The sequence below is a fragment of the Leifsonia sp. Root112D2 genome (genome assembly GCF_001424905.1).
GTDB lineage: Bacteria > Actinomycetota > Actinomycetes > Actinomycetales > Microbacteriaceae > Root112D2.
Genome location: NZ_LMCU01000001.1, coordinates 1,724,086 through 1,738,546 on the forward strand (window position 1 = coordinate 1,724,086; position 14,461 = coordinate 1,738,546).

Here is a 14,461-nt window from a genome sequence, read left to right on the forward strand (position 1 = left end):
CTGCGTGGCGCGGCTGGTTTCGAGACGCGCTCGTTCCTCGCGCTCCTCAACCAGCAGAGGCGGGCGCTTGTCAGGGGCCTCGCCTAGAATTGGCTTCACGATGACCTTTCTGATCGAGCCTGACTCCGGCGCGCCCGGGCGTACCGCCGCGACCCCCGTGATTGTGGACGGAGCGGCAGGGCCCGGCGGCTCGGGCGAGGCATCCGACCGCCTGCTCGACGGGCTCAACCCGCAGCAGCGCGAGGCGGTCGAGTACCGCGGGCCAGCCCTGCTCATCGTCGCGGGCGCCGGCTCCGGCAAGACGAGCGTGCTCACCCGACGCATCGCGAGTCTCATCGATGCCAGGGAGGCGTGGCCCAGCCAGATTCTCGCCATCACCTTCACGAACAAGGCCGCGGCCGAGATGCGCGAGCGCGTCGAGGCGCTCATGGGCCAGGCCGCGCAGGGCATGTGGATCTCCACCTTCCACTCGGCGTGCGTGCGCATCCTTCGCCGCGAGGCCGAGAGCCTCGGCAAGACGACCAGCTTCACCATCTACGATTCGGGCGACACGCGCGCCCTCACCAAACGCATCATCAAGCAGCTGGATGCCGACACGCTCGGCTTCACCGTCGCATCCGTCTCGGGCAAGATCTCCAAGCTCAAGAACGAGCTGGCCGATGTCGAATCCTACGCGCGCGATGCCAACCTGAACGACCCGCAGGAGGTCATGTTCCTCGAGATCTGGCGGCAGTACACGCGCGAGCTGCGGCGCGCAAACGCCTACGATTTCGACGATCTCATCGCCGAGACCGTGTACCTGTTTCGGGCGTTCCCGAAGATCGCCGCGCTGTATCAGCGCCGCTTCCGGCACATTCTGGTTGACGAGTACCAGGACACGAACCATGCGCAATACTCGCTCATCCGCGAACTCACCCAGCCGGTCACGGCCGAGCTTGCAGATGACATGGAGGCGCAGGGGCTGCATGTGAGGGCGATGCAGGATGCCACGGGCGCGATTCCCGGCGCCTCGCTGACCGTCGTGGGCGACTCCGACCAGTCGATCTATGCGTTCCGCGGGGCGGACATCCGCAACATCTCGGAATTCGAGCGGGACTTTCGTGGCGCCAAGGTGGTGCTGCTCGAGCAGAACTACCGCTCAACCCAGAACATTCTCTCCGCGGCCAATGCGGTGATCTCGCACAACTTCGATCGCAAAGACAAGAAGCTGTGGACGAGCGTGGGCGACGGCGAGAAGATCGTGGGATTCACGGGCTATTCCGGTCATGACGAGGCGCAGTTCGTGGCCGACGAGATCGAGAAGCTGCACGCCGCCGGCACCGATTACCGTAACATCGCCGTCTTCTATCGCACCAACGCACAGACGCGCGCGCTGGAGGAGATTTTCATTCGCTCGGCGTTGCCGTACCGCATCATGGGCGGCACCAAGTTCTACGAACGGGCCGAGATCAAGGATGCGATGGCGTACCTGATCAGCGTCGCGAACCCGCAGGATCCGATGGCGCTGCGCCGCATTCTGAACACACCGAAGCGCGGTATCGGGCCGGCCACCGAGACGCAGCTGAACAACTGGGCCGAAGACAACCAGGTGAGCTACCGCCAGGCCATGCGCGACGCCGGCTCGCTCGGTCTCGGGCCCAAGGTGACCGGGGCGATTCTGCAACTGGCGACGCTGCTCGACGAGGCGGCGGCCATGATCGACCCGGATGCCCCGGGCGGCGTCGAACCCGCCTCTGCGGTGCTGACGTTTCTGCTCGAGAAGAGTGGTTTCATCGAGGCGCTGCGCACCAGCCGTGACCCGCAGGATGAGGCGCGGGCAGAGAACGTGGACGAGCTCGTGGCGGTGACCAAGGAGTTCGCGAAGAACAACCCCGACGGCACGCTCATCGACTTTCTCACCGAGGTCTCGCTCGTGGCCGCCGCCGATGATCTCGACGATTCCAGCGGAACCGTCTCGCTCATGACGCTGCACACGGCCAAGGGCCTCGAATATGACGCCGTTTTCCTCACCGGCGTCGAGGAAGATCTGCTGCCGCACCGCATGTCGGCCGCAGAGCCGGGCGGGCCTGCGGAGGAGCGGCGGCTGTTCTACGTGGGCATCACGCGGGCGCGCAAGCGGTTGTATCTCTCGCTCGCGATGACGCGCGCACAGTATGGCGAGACCGCCGTTGCGATGCCGAGCCGGTACCTGCAGGAGATTCCCGGTGAACTGATCGACTGGCGGCAGTCGCCGGGCACGGCGACCAGCCGTGGCGGCACGCAGACGCGCGCGCTGAACGGTCGGCGTGATTCACTCTCCGGCTCAAGCGGATACGGTGGCCGCGGCGGCGAGACCCGGGCGGGCGGCCGCTGGTCTGAGAGCCCGGCGCTCGCGCCGGGCAAGCCCAAGGCGGAATGGCCCAACCGCGTGACGGGCACGGTGCGCGACAATGGTGACCTGACCCTGGAAGCGGGGGATCGCATTCGGCACAGCGATTTCGGCGAAGGTCGCGTGAACGCGGTGACCGGCGAGGGCACCAAGCGCGTGGCTCACGTGCAGTTTGACGCGGCGGGTACGAAGAAGCTCCTCATCAAGATTGCTCCCATTGAGAAACTCTGACGAGCTTCACCCTCCTTATTGGCGACACAATGCGTCTGTGTCGCCCCCATTGAGAAACTCTGACGAGCTCTAGATGATTCGCCGCTGGCTTCCGGTGGTTCGGGGCCTGGAATTCGAGGTGGCGACCCGGGCCGGAATTGCGGTGGCCGTTCCGCTGTTCGCGCTGTATGCATCCGGGCGCATGGATCTCACCGCGTACGCCTCCTTCGGCGCCATGACTGCCCTCTACGGGCGCAGCGAGCCGTACCGCGCGCGGCTACGCACGGTAACCGCAGCAGGCATCGGTCTTCTCGTGTGCATCGCGCTCGGAGCTGTCATGGCCGCGGCATCGGCGCCGCTCGCCGTGGTCGTGCTGGGCCTGCTCGTCGTGATCGCAGCCGGCATCATCACGGAGGCGCGGGTCGGAATGTTTCCGCCCACGCCCATCTTCTTCGTGTTCGCGTTCACGGTGTGCGCGCTGTTGCCGACTCCGCTCGGAGAGCTCGGCGGCAGGCTGCTTCTGGCGATGGCCTGCGCGGCGTTAGCCTGGCTGCTCGTGATGTCGGGGTGGGCGGTTCGACGGCTGGCGGGCGAACGCAACTCCTCCCTGTTCAAGGCTCTGCCCCGACGACCAGTGCGGCGCCGTCGTGTTTGGCGGGATCGGGCAGTGCTCTTCTCCATCGCGCAGAGTCTCATCGGAGTTCTTGCCGCCGGCGCCATAGCCATGGCGCTCGGAATCGGGCATCCGTACTGGGCCGTTGTCAGCGTGATAGCGGTGCTCCCGCCTCCGGGGGCGAAGCATTCCATCACTCGCTCACTGCACCGCATTGCGGGAACGACGGCCGGCGTTGTGGTGACGGGCCTCATTCTTCTGCCAGGGCCGTCGCAACTGCTGCTCATCATCGTTGTCATCGTCGCGCAATTCGGTGCGGAGATTCTCGTCGGTCGCCACTACGGGGCAGCGCTGCTGTTCATCACCCCGCTTGCCATTACCGTGTCGCACATGGCCAGTCCGGTGCCGGTCGGGCAACTTCTTGTGGACAGGGTCATCGAGACCGCGCTCGGCGCCGCGATTGGGCTCGTACTTGTACTGCTGGCGCGTGTGGTCGAGCCGCGGCTCGCGCGACTGCGCTGACGCCGAACTTCCTCATCTGCGCCCACGGGCCAGGCGTCGGCGATGTTACCGAGCAGCGCACAGGCGCGGGCGATCGCGCTCTCTCACCCGACCTCGCCTGGACAACGCCGCCGATCGGCACAGCGGAACTCGTGCTCATCGTGCAAGACCCTGACGTGCCTATCGGGAAGGCCGCGACCCATGCGCTCACTCGAGGCATAGACCCGGCGCTGCACTGCATCCCTGAGGGTGGTCTCACCCAGCCCAGCTCGATTGGCGGACTCAAACCCGGCACAGGCGCCCTCGGCCACCGCGGTTGGGCCGGCCCCATGCCGGTACGCTCGCACGGTCAGCACTCCTACGTTTTCCAACTCTTCGCCCTGAACTACCCGCTCGAGCTGCCCGACACCTTCACCCTTGCCGCCCTCGGCCGCGATACCCCTGAGCCCGAGCGCCATGCGCTGACTGTATCTGCGTGCGCTCAATTCAGGAGTTTCTTGGCGACACGCCGCTCGCGCATGCCCGGGCGCGGCGTGTCGCCAAGAAGCTCCTGAATAGTGCGCGGGTCAGGGCGGCTCAGTGCGGCTCAGTGCGGGTCAGAGCGGCTCACTGCCCGCGCGGGGCGGTGAGGGCGGCGCGTAGCTCCGCAGGCAGGGGCTCCGGGGTGCCGTCGGCACCGACGTGCACGGCGGCCGTCGTGCCTTCGAAGCACAACTCGTCGTCGCGCAGCGCCCGCCACGCGTAACCGATCGAGGATGACCCGACGCGCGCGACCTCGATCTCGAGCACGAACTCGTCGTCGAAGGCGAGCGCCCGGTGGAACGTCGCCTCCACGTGACGGCGAGGAAAGACCGTGAGAACGGATGCCCCCGCCGCACGCAGCAGCTCATGCTCGGCCAGCTCCGCCCAGCGGAACGCGGCGGTGTGATGGATGCGGCCGCCGGCATCCGTGTCCACCCACTGCACGCGCAGACGCACGCGCACGAGTGGACCGGTGCCGCCGCCGGGCTCGGCCGCCGCCTCGGTCATTCGATCGGGGGAAGAACGATGCCGGATTTCTGCTGGTGCTCGGCAAAGGTCGCGGGCCACGCTGCCGAGATCTCGTCTGCGCTCCAGCCGCCTTCGCGGTATTCGAGCGAGATCTCATCGGAGTGTGAGTACAGCGACAGCTTGTCTCCGCCGATGCCTATTGCCTGCCCCGTGACCGACGCCGAGTCGTCTGAGGCCAGCCACACGAGCACGGGGGCCACATCCTCCGGCCCGCCGAGCGCGTGTTCCTGGCGCACCACGCGGGGCAGCGGCTTGCCCGCCTCGTAGTCGGCGTAGACATCCTTGTAGATCGGAATCGTGGCCGTCATGGCGGTGAGCGCCGTGGGCACCACCGCGTTCACGGTGATGTTCGCGCGGGCCAGCTCGAGCGACCAGGTACGCGCCATCGCCACGATGCCGGCCTTCGCCGCCGAGTAGTTGGTCTGGCCGAAGTTGCCGTGCTGGCCGGCGGGGGAGCCGATCACGATGATGCGCCCGCCCTCGCCCTGCTCGCGCATGCGGATCGCTGCGGCGCGCCCCGTGGTGAACGTGCCGCGCAGGTGGGTCTGAATGACGAGGTCGAAGTCGTCGTCGCTCATCTTCCACAGCACGGTGTCGCGCAGCACTCCGGCGTTCGTGACGAGAATATCGAGGCGACCGAACTCCGAGACAGCCGTCTCGACGAGCTTGTCGGCCGTTTCGGTGGGGCCCACCGGCGCGACGACGGCGACGGCCTTGCCGCCGGCATCCGTGATCGAGGCGACGGCGGATGCCGCGGTGTCGGGATTCACGTCGTTGATCACCACGGATGCGCCGGCCGCTGCCAGCGCCTTCGCGTAGGCGAGCCCGAGCCCCTGCCCGCTGCCCGTGACGATGGCGACCTTGCCGTCGAGGCTGATGCCGCTCATGCGTAGTACCTCACGATCATGACGGAGACGGCGACCGGCTTGGCCTGGCCCTCCGCCTCGAAGGTGTTCTCATAGACGGCCTGAACGCCGCCGGCGACATCGGTGACGCTCGTGAGCACCGAAGAGACGCGGATGCGCGCCCCTACCAGCACGGGCGCCGGAAAGCGCAGCTTGTCGAGTCCGTAGTTGATGCCGGTGCCCAGGTCGGTGACCTCGATGAATTCCTCCATGAGCGGCACGATGAGCGCGAGGGTGAAGTAGCCGTGCACGATGGTGCCGCCGAACGGCGTGTTCTTGGCGAACTCCGGGTCGATGTGCACGCGGTTGTGGTCACCGGTGAGGTCGGCGAACTGGTTCACCTGCTCCTGCGTGACGGTGCGCCACGACGATGGGCCGAGCTTCGTGCCGACCAGGTCTTTCAGGCCGGCGATGGTCGTCGAGGTCTTGACGACGGGGGTGTCAGTAGTCATGGACGGTTCCTCTTTCTTGTGGGGATGGTGTGTGGTGATGCAGGAGTGCTCAGTCGCCGACCTTGATCAGCACGGCGCCGGCGGAGTCGCCCGCGGCGCATCCGGCGAAGAGACCGATGCCTCCGCCGCGAATGTGCAGTGCCTGAATGAGCTCGGCGATGGAGCGGGCCCCGGTGGGCCCCTGCGGGTGCCCGTAGATGAGCGACGAACCATACGGGTTCATCTTCTCCAGCGGGTAACCGGTCTCACGCGAGAACCACAGGTCGTTGACGGCGAACGGGTTGTGGCTGGTCATGATGTCGACCTGGGAGATATCGACGTCGGCATCGGCGAGCGCCCGGCGGGCCGCGCCGACGGGAGCCTTGGGCATGAAACCGGGGTCGGCCCGGCTGAAGCCCGTGGAGAGAATCTGCACGCTCACGCCGTCCTGGCCGATCTCGCGTGCGCGCTCCTCCGTGGCGACCACGATGCCGGCTGCGCCATCCGCCGGATGCGTTTGCGAACCGAAAGTGACCACCCCACCCTCCTGCCCCGCTTTGAGCGCGGCGAGGCCCTCGGCCGTGGTCGGGAAGATGCCGTAGTCCTCCTCGAGGAAGGTGTCTGCCTTGCGGCCCGGGATACGCACGGGAACCATGTAACGCTTCTGGAACTCCCGGTCGTTGTCGAGCGCACGGGTGTACTGCTCGTAGCGCTGCAGGGTGAGCTCGTCGATCTGCTGCCTGGTGAAGCCCGCGTCGGCCGCCGTGTTCTCGGCGGTGGAATACATGCCCTTCCTGGTGGTCGGCTCGAAGGCCATCGGGTCGTTCACCCAGTGCTCGGTCACGGGGGCGGCACTCGGTGTGGTCTGGCTGGCGAAGACCATGAGGGGACCGTTGCTGGTGCGGTCGGTGAGCACGCCGATGGTCGTCTCGTGCGCCCCGAGCTCCACCTGGGCGGCGAGGTGCTCGACTACCGCGGCGGATGTCGCACACGCCCGGGCGATCCACGGACCGGAGTACGCGCCGGCACCCAGGCGGCGCGCCATGACCGTGACACCCCAGAAGCCGTTGGGCTGTGGAACGGTGCAGCCCAAGGCCCATTCGGTGATCTCCTCGGCCGGGAGGCCACGCTCGTCGAGAGCCCTGCGGGTTACGTCTTCTGCCATGTCGAGGCTGTTGAGATTGGCGAGCGGCCCCTGCCATTTAGAGAACGGGGTGGCCCACGAAAAGCCCATTGGAACGAACGCTTTGTTGAACCGCATCGAAGCTCCCATGTCGTCGCTGACGGCGGCACCGACACGGCCGCACCTCTAAAGATTATCAGGTTTACTGTTAGTTGCAATACTCAATCGTGACGTCGTGTTTCGTGGACGGAGGCGACTCCATGATCGAGGGTTGACGCGACCCACCGGGTCGTTCATACTTTCTGGTAGTCAGGCAACCTGATAATCGCCCGGCTCCTGCATTCAACGACGAATCGGAGTGACCATGAGGTCCAAGACATTGCTCGCCGTCACAGCGTTTGCGACGGCATCCATCACAGCACTCGCACTGGCGGGATGTACCACCAGCACGGGGGGCGCATCGCCCTCGAGCGGCACCAGCGGCCCCATCAAGATCGGCGCCGTCATGCCACTGACCGGTCCGCTCGCGGCTCTCGGCGCCGGCGACAAGGAGGCGGCCGAGCAGACGGTCGCAGACATCAACAAGGCCGGCGGCATCAAGGGCCAGAAGATCGAACTCACGGTCGTCGACGACAAGACCAACCCCACCGAGTCGGTCAAGCAGTTCAACCAGATGGCGTCTGACAGCAGCTATTCGGCGATGCTGGCGAGTTCGATGACGTCTGCGGCGCTGGCGGTCAGCTCCAGCATCAAGCAGTACAAGATCCCGACGATCGCGCTCAGCCCCGTCGATCAGTATGTCGACGGCAGCAATTCGTACGCGTTCACATCGCCCGGCAGCACGAAGATTTATGCCGCGGCACTCGTGAACTATTGGAAGTCGATCAACGTCAAGACCGTCGCCGTGGCCTACACCGGCACCGACCTGTACGGTCAGACCGGCGAGAAGTCGACCAAGAGCCTGGCCGAGGCGGCCGGCATGAAGATCGTGCTCGACGAGGCCTACGACCCCGCCGCGACGGACTTCACGCCGTTGATCACCAAGGTGGTCGCCGCCAAGCCCGACGCCTTCGTGCAGTGGGGCTCCGGACCGGCGCCCGTCATCATCACGAAGCAGATCGCAGGCAAGGGCGTGCCCTTCTTTGTGACCGGCTCACAGGCGTCGAACCTCTGGCTGCAGCCGTCCGGTGCGGCCGCCGAGGGCGTCATCGGTGCCACGACCGCTGCACTGGATCCTGACGCCATCCCGGCCGGCCCGTACAAGGACCTGGTGATGGCCGTGGCCACTCCGTGGCGCGCCCAGAATAAGAATGTGAACCCGCCCGAGTTCGCGTATGGCGGCGCGACCGCGATCGAGTTGCTCAAGAACGCCATCGAAAAAGCCGGCTCGACCAATCGCGACAAGATCCGCGATGCGCTGGAAACGACCGATCTGCTTACCCCGAACGGTCACTATCACTACAGCAAGACCGACCACATGGGCCTGGACGCCAGCGCCATCGGCATCATGGTCGTCAAGGATGGTGTCTGGAAGGCGACTGACTACCAGGTAAGCGCGTTCAAGACGAACGTCCCGAAGTAACGATGCTCGAAGTCGACCGGCTCTCCCGGGCGTTCGGCGGCGTCTACGCGGCGCGGGATGTCTCGCTTACCGTCGCAGACGGCGAACTTCGCGGGGTGATCGGCCCGAATGGTGCAGGTAAGTCCACGCTGTTCACGATGATCAGTGGGCACCTGCATCCGCATTCGGGCCGCATCACCCTGGACGGTGAGCACATCGACCGGCTCCCGCCGCACCGGCGGGCTCAGCTCGGCGTGGCGATCGTGTTCCAGGGGGCGCGGATCTTCCCGGGGATGTCGGTGCTGACCAACGTTGCCGTGGGCGCCACCGCTCGCACCAGGGCGGGGGCGGCCAGCGCCGTGCTGCGCCTGCCGCGGCACCGGCGCGAGGAGCGTGAGATCTTCGCCGCAGCGCACGAGGCGCTGGGTCGGGTCGGACTGGCGGACTGGGCGAATCGTGACGCCGAGCAGCTTCCGCTGGGCCAGCAGCGGCGACTGCAGCTGGCACGGGCGCTGACCGCCCGGCCGAAGCTGCTGCTGCTGGACGAGCCGGCGTCGGGCCTGCGCGCCAACGAGCGGCGCGAGCTGTCGCAGCTGATCCGCGAGCTGCACGGTGACGGCATGACGATCATGCTGATCGAGCACGATGTGTCGATGGTGACGACCCTCGCCGATCGAATCACGGTGCTGGATCTGGGCGAGGTGATCGCCGACGGTACCCCTGACGAGATTCGCCGTGATCCGCGCGTGATCTCGGCGTACCTGGGCCAAGGGGCCGCGGCATGATGCTCACCGTTGAGGACCTCGTCGTGCACTACGGTGCGGCCACGGCCCTGGATGGAGTGTCGCTGAGGGTGGATGACGCGGAGCTGGTCGCTCTGGTCGGCCCGAACGGCGCGGGCAAGACGTCGCTCGTGAACGCGGTCTCGGGGCTGGTCAAGCCCGTGTCCGGCCGGATCGAGGTCGGCGGACGCGTGGCGCAGGTGCCCGAGGGGCGGCAGATGTTCGGCGAGCTCAGCGTCGAAGACAACCTGCGCCTGGGCGCCTGGCGGCACCGTCCGAAAGACCTCTCTCCGGTGTACGAGCTGCTGCCCGATCTGCAGCGGCTGCGCAAGCAGCGAGCCGATACCCTGTCGGGGGGCCAGCAGCAGATGGTAGCGGTCGGGCGGGCACTGATGGCCCAGCCCGATCTGCTTGTCGTCGACGAGCTGTCGCTTGGCCTCGCGCCCATGGTGGCCGCCCAGCTCGTCGATCACCTCGCCGCGCTCAACCGCTCGCAGGGGACCGCCGTGCTGCTCATCGAACAGGAGATCGGCTTGGCCTTCGAACTGTGCTCGCGCGCCTACGTGCTCGAATCCGGACAGATCGTCGCCGAGGGTCCCACTTCGCGGCTGCGCGACGCCCCCGAGCTGCAGGACGCCTACTTCGGCGGACTGGATGTCACGGAAGTGGAGGACTGATCGTGGAGGATCTGATCACCTATGTGTTGTCCGGCCTTGCGCAGGCCGGATCCTTCGCGCTGGTCGGCAGCGGACTCGTCGTCGTCTACCGGGTCACCCACGTGCTCAACTTCGCGCAGGGCATGGTCGCCGTGTTCGGCGCGATGATCTCATACTCCCTGCTCAGTGGCATCCTGCCGCACGGTCTCGCGGAACTCGTCGCCGTGCTGTGCTGCGCCGTGATCGGCGTGGTTCTGGGCGTCGCGGCGATCGGCAAGCGCGGCACCCCGCCGATGATCTCGCTGCTGATCACCCTCGGGCTCGGCATGATCGCCGAGGCCGTGGTCGTAGCAATGTGGGGCCAGACACCGGTCTCGCCGCCGGGAGTCACCGGCTCGGTCGAGATCTTCGGTGTGAGCCTGGAGACCCAGCGCATCGTCGTCTTCCTGGCTGCGCTGGTCGCCTTCGCCCTGCTGAGCCTGTTCTTCGCACGAACCGACATCGGCAAGGCGCTGACGGCGTCGGCATCCAACCCGCGTGCCGCGCGGCTTGTCGGAATCAACACCCTCGCGATGGGGCTGATCGCGTTCGCGATCGCCGGCGCGCTCGGCGGGCTTGCCGGAGTGCTGATCGCCCCCACCACCGCGATTTCGGTCGCCTCGGACCTCCCGCTCATCCTCAGTGGTTTCGCCGCCGCAATCTTCGGTGGTCTGCGCAGCCCGTGGATGACCTTCCTGGGCGCGGTGATCCTGGGGGTCGTCGGACAGCTGGTCGCCGCGTATGGCAACGGCTCATACCAGACCCCGGTGGCCCTGCTGATGATGCTGATCATCATGATCGTGCGGGCCGGCACCATGGCCCCGGAGGAGGCGAAATGAGTACCAACACCATGCGCGTGCGTGCGGGCGTGGGCCCGGCACGCTGGATCGCCGCCGTCGTCGTGTTCGTCATCCTGGGGCTGGTCCCGCTCGTGCTCACCGATCTGACGTTCTTCGTTCAGACGGTGCTCGCGGCGGTGGTGGTCACCGGACTGTCGCTGTTCATGGGCTACGCCGGCCAGGTCTCACTGGGGCAGAGCGCGTTCGTGGCCATCGGCGGGCTCGCCGTTGCGACGCTGACCGTCAACCTCGGATGGCCGCCGCTGCTCACGCTGGTGCTGGCGCCCGTTCTTGGCGCTTTCGTGGCTGCCCTCATCGGCTGGCCACTGCTGCGCCTGCGCGGACACTACCTCGCCTTCGGCACCCTGGCCGTGCTGCTGATCCTGCAGACGGTCATGGCGACCGTGCCCTTCCTCGGCGGCGGCGTCGGCATCTTCGGTATCCCGCCGCTGTCGGTCGGACCTCTCATGTTCAGCGGTCAGCTGCCATACGCCTACCTTGCGCTTGCCGTTCTGGCCGCCGCCATGGTGGCCGCGCACAATCTCGTGAACTCCCGGTTCGGCCGCGGCATCCGCGCGCTTGCCGGCAGTGAGAGCGCGGCGGCCTCCAGCGGCGTTTCGGTGCTGCGCAGCAAGATCGTGGTGTTCGCGATCGCCGGCGCTTTCGCGGGGCTGGCCGGCGGCATCGGCGCCTTCTTCACGCCGTTCGTCAGCCAGGACACCTACCCACCATTGGCCTCGTTCGGCTACGTCATCATGGCGATGATCGGCGGTCTGGGAACGCTCTGGGGCGGAGTGGTCGGCGCCGTGGCGATCAGTTTGTGGCTGCAGCTGCTGAGCGCGCTGGCCGCACTGCCCGGTCTGCCGCCGACGGCGGGGCCCATCCTGCAGTACGCCGGCTACGGCATCGTGTTGGTCGTGTTCCTGCTGGTGCTGCCCCGCGGCATCGTTCCCTCGGTGGCGTCTGCAGCGTCGTGGTGGCGTTCGCGTCGGCGCCCGCCGCCGACCAGCGAGGCCGCGCGAGAGGAGGACGTCGTCGATGCCCGATAGCGCGCCGTCCGCCGCCACGGTCACGACCGAGGTGCCGCCGGTGACGATGCTGTTCCTCATCAAGCAGGTCGAGCTCGCCGCCCGCTCCCGCCTCGATCAACTGAGCGCAGCGCACGGCATCACCACGATCCAATACACGGCTCTGACGGTGCTTGAACGGCACACGGGCCTGATCGCCGCGCAGCTGGCACGGATGTCGTTCGTGCGGCCGCAGAGCATGACCCAGTTGCTGGATGCCCTCGAATCGCGTGGACTCGTGCGCCGTGTGCCCGATCCGTCGTCGCGGCGTCAGATGCAGATCTCGCTCACCGATGCCGCGCGCGAGCTGCTGGACCGGATGCGCGTGGCCGCCGTCGAGATCGAGCAGGACATGACGTCGAGGCTGTCTTCCGCAGATGTGCAGCTGCTGGGCGGGATGCTGCAATCCTGCCGGTTGGCGCTCGCGGACAGCGCCCACGATCGCCCGTGCGATGCGCCCGTGTCGCGAGCGTAAAGCGGATGCGCCGGGCGCGACACGCGCTCCTGCGGACCGGCGGCATCCGGGCGTGGATAATGGCTGAGTCCGATCGCGCCGAGGTCAGGAAAAGGAGACACCATGACTGCCCAGCCCACCACTGCAGCGACGTTGCTCTATCTCACCAAGCAACTTGAGCTCGCGATGCGTTACCAGCTCGACGATGTCGCCGATGCGGAGAAGCTCACTTCCTTGCAGTACACGGCGTTGACCGTGCTGGAGCGGCATCCCGGCCTGACCTCGGCCGAACTCGCCCGCAACTCCTTCGTGCGCGCCCAGACAATGGCGCAGATGGTGAACACGCTTGAAGGCCGAGGGCTCATCGAGCGGAAGCGCGACCCGGCAAGCAGACGTCAGTATCTGCTGGCGCTCACCGACGAGGGTGCGCGGGTGCTCGACCGGCTGCGTGAGCCGGTCGCCGACATCGAGAAGCGCATGGTCGCCGGTCTGGGAGACGCGGAGGTCGCCGCCTTCCGCCGCGCACTGCGGTTTTGCCGGGTTGCCCTCGGCGGTGGCCAGGCGCACTGACGCCAAGAACACGGGTGCCAGGGCGCGGCTCAGGAGGCGGCGGTGGGCGCGTCGCGAATGACCTCGCGCACATCCGGAGCGTCGAGCAGTGCGGTGAGCAAGCGCTGCAGTTCGCCCCGGTCGGCCGGGGCCAGCGTGTCGGTGAGAATGTGATCAACCCGCTGCACGCGCGGGATCAGTAGCTGCCATTCGGCCTCGCCGCGCTTGCTGAGGTGCAGAATATTGCGCCGCCGGTCCTTCGTGTCGCGAATGCGTTCGATGAGACCGCGGGCCTGCAACCGCGCGACGATGTCGGCGATGGTCGAGCGGTCAAGGTCGAGACCGTCACACAGCTCGCGCTGGCTGGAGCCCGGGGTGCGGTGCAGCAGATTGAGCACACCGAACTGCACGCTGGTGACCTCTGCCGAGACCTCCCGCTGCCACACCGCGACGTGCGCCTGTTGCGCGCGCCGGATGAGAAAGCCGGTGAAGGTGGAGAGGTCGAGAGAGTTCATAGGCGACGATTGTCCCACGGCGTGGAACGTGCGGTCGCTCGCGGTCATATCCAGCGTGGTGCGCGAGCGGCGGCGTCTCCGTCTGCCGTGAGCACGCCCGTGGTGCCGCGGCCGGATGCCCATTGCGCCAGGCGCGCCGCGGTACCGCGCAAGATGACCGGCGTTTCGGATGCCTCGCCCACCGTGATCGACTCCTCACGATCGCTGGGCTCGAGCACGAACGATGGGATTCCCTCCGCCTTCTGGCGCTTCGCCCAGTTGCCGGCGATGTCGGCCAGCAGCCTGTCGAGGAACTCGGGCGGAAAATGCTCGAAGCGGCCGCCGTTGTCGAGGTCAACGGCGTGCAGCCACACCTCGCGGGCCCGCATCCAGGCCGTCTCAGAGACGGGCACGACGCGCCCCTGGGCGGTGCGCACCTGGTTGCTCCAGGCATCCGTCGGCAGGTCACGCCACTCCACGTTCAGGTGCACAATCGCGTGATCGGAGAGGTTGCGCAGCGCGAGCACGTTGAGGGTCGAGCCGTACTCGATCTCCTCGTTGCGCTGCGCCGCGGATGCGTACATCGGCGTCTCGACGCCCGTCGCCGCCCACTCGGTGAGCCGGGTGAGCGCGCGGGCGTTGTAGCCCACGTGGGCAATCACGTGCCGCCGCTGCCAGCCGGCCAGCAATGACGGCCCGTCGTATTCTTCGTCGCTGAGTTCGTTGAGCTTGCGGGAGAAGTACGCGCTGCCGCGGCGTGCGAGCAGCAGGTCGGCGGCTATGCGGGGATCGGTGACCTGATCTCTGCGGGCGACCACG

At 67.2% G+C, this 14,461-nt stretch carries 16 protein-coding genes; 10 read left to right on the forward strand and 6 right to left on the reverse strand.

Annotated features, from left to right (window positions below; all coding sequences use genetic code 11):
- The first annotated feature begins 100 nt into the window (after positions 1-100).
- The 3 genes from ASC63_RS07960 to ASC63_RS16865 all read left to right on the forward strand — a co-directional run bounded on the left by ASC63_RS07960 (position 101) and on the right by ASC63_RS16865 (position 4,246).
- A complete protein-coding gene (locus ASC63_RS07960; protein ID WP_055811667.1) occupies positions 101-2,599 on the forward strand; it encodes an ATP-dependent helicase in 2,499 nt (832 codons plus the stop codon).
- Positions 2,600-2,672: 73 nt separating this feature from the next.
- Positions 2,673-3,713 (forward strand): FUSC family protein, encoded by a 1,041-nt coding sequence (locus ASC63_RS07965; RefSeq protein WP_055811669.1) that lies wholly within the window; start codon positions 2,673-2,675, stop codon positions 3,711-3,713.
- 14 nt (positions 3,714-3,727) lie between these two features.
- The gene (locus ASC63_RS16865; protein ID WP_442915066.1) at positions 3,728-4,246 is read left to right on the forward strand and encodes a YbhB/YbcL family Raf kinase inhibitor-like protein; all 519 of its coding nucleotides are present in this window, start codon (positions 3,728-3,730) and stop codon (positions 4,244-4,246) included.
- A 52-nt stretch (positions 4,247-4,298) separates the two neighbouring features.
- On the opposite strand, the gene ASC63_RS07975 is transcribed toward ASC63_RS16865, so the two are convergent.
- From ASC63_RS07975 to ASC63_RS07990, 4 genes are read right to left on the reverse strand one after another with little or no spacing between them, the layout of a single operon-like run.
- Complete coding sequence (locus ASC63_RS07975) at positions 4,299-4,721, reverse strand: acyl-CoA thioesterase (protein WP_055811675.1); 423 nt, start codon at positions 4,719-4,721, stop codon at positions 4,299-4,301.
- Positions 4,718-5,629, reverse strand: coding sequence for an SDR family NAD(P)-dependent oxidoreductase (locus ASC63_RS07980; protein ID WP_055811678.1), 912 nt, complete (start codon positions 5,627-5,629; stop codon positions 4,718-4,720). The genes ASC63_RS07975 and ASC63_RS07980 overlap by 4 nt, the downstream gene beginning before the upstream one ends.
- The gene (locus tag ASC63_RS07985; RefSeq protein ID WP_055811681.1) at positions 5,626-6,099 is read right to left on the reverse strand and encodes a MaoC family dehydratase; all 474 of its coding nucleotides are present in this window, start codon (positions 6,097-6,099) and stop codon (positions 5,626-5,628) included. The genes ASC63_RS07980 and ASC63_RS07985 overlap by 4 nt, the downstream gene beginning before the upstream one ends.
- A gap of 49 nt (positions 6,100-6,148) precedes the next feature.
- Positions 6,149-7,339, reverse strand: a complete 1,191-nt coding sequence (locus tag ASC63_RS07990) for a thiolase family protein (protein WP_055811683.1) — start codon at positions 7,337-7,339, stop codon at positions 6,149-6,151.
- Between the two features lie 226 nt (positions 7,340-7,565).
- Between ASC63_RS07990 and ASC63_RS07995 the strand changes: the two genes are divergently transcribed.
- From ASC63_RS07995 to ASC63_RS08025, 7 genes are all read left to right on the forward strand, one after another.
- Positions 7,566-8,783, forward strand: coding sequence for an ABC transporter substrate-binding protein (locus tag ASC63_RS07995; protein ID WP_157487632.1), 1,218 nt, complete (start codon positions 7,566-7,568; stop codon positions 8,781-8,783).
- 2 nt (positions 8,784-8,785) lie between these two features.
- The gene (locus ASC63_RS08000) at positions 8,786-9,547 is read left to right on the forward strand and encodes an ABC transporter ATP-binding protein (protein WP_055811689.1); all 762 of its coding nucleotides are present in this window, start codon (positions 8,786-8,788) and stop codon (positions 9,545-9,547) included.
- Complete coding sequence (locus tag ASC63_RS08005) at positions 9,544-10,221, forward strand: ABC transporter ATP-binding protein (RefSeq protein ID WP_082487395.1); 678 nt, start codon at positions 9,544-9,546, stop codon at positions 10,219-10,221. The genes ASC63_RS08000 and ASC63_RS08005 overlap by 4 nt, the downstream gene beginning before the upstream one ends.
- A 2-nt stretch (positions 10,222-10,223) precedes the next feature.
- A complete protein-coding gene (locus tag ASC63_RS08010) occupies positions 10,224-11,078 on the forward strand; it encodes a branched-chain amino acid ABC transporter permease (RefSeq protein ID WP_055811692.1) in 855 nt (284 codons plus the stop codon).
- Positions 11,075-12,127, forward strand: a complete 1,053-nt coding sequence (locus tag ASC63_RS08015) for a branched-chain amino acid ABC transporter permease (RefSeq protein ID WP_200936817.1) — start codon at positions 11,075-11,077, stop codon at positions 12,125-12,127. Before ASC63_RS08010 ends, ASC63_RS08015 begins: the two co-directional genes overlap by 4 nt.
- Positions 12,117-12,620: a MarR family winged helix-turn-helix transcriptional regulator gene (locus ASC63_RS08020; RefSeq protein ID WP_082487397.1), complete on the forward strand. Its 504-nt coding sequence runs from the start codon at positions 12,117-12,119 to the stop codon at positions 12,618-12,620. Before ASC63_RS08015 ends, ASC63_RS08020 begins: the two co-directional genes overlap by 11 nt.
- 102 nt (positions 12,621-12,722) lie before the next feature.
- Positions 12,723-13,169, forward strand: a complete 447-nt coding sequence (locus ASC63_RS08025) for a MarR family winged helix-turn-helix transcriptional regulator (RefSeq protein ID WP_055811695.1) — start codon at positions 12,723-12,725, stop codon at positions 13,167-13,169.
- Positions 13,170-13,198: 29 nt separating this feature from the next.
- On the opposite strand, the gene ASC63_RS08030 is transcribed toward ASC63_RS08025, so the two are convergent.
- Complete coding sequence (locus tag ASC63_RS08030) at positions 13,199-13,663, reverse strand: MarR family winged helix-turn-helix transcriptional regulator (RefSeq protein ID WP_055815168.1); 465 nt, start codon at positions 13,661-13,663, stop codon at positions 13,199-13,201.
- 44 nt (positions 13,664-13,707) lie between these two features.
- Complete coding sequence (locus ASC63_RS08035) at positions 13,708-14,460, reverse strand: maleylpyruvate isomerase family mycothiol-dependent enzyme (protein ID WP_055811697.1); 753 nt, start codon at positions 14,458-14,460, stop codon at positions 13,708-13,710.
- Position 14,461 lies beyond the last annotated feature (1 nt).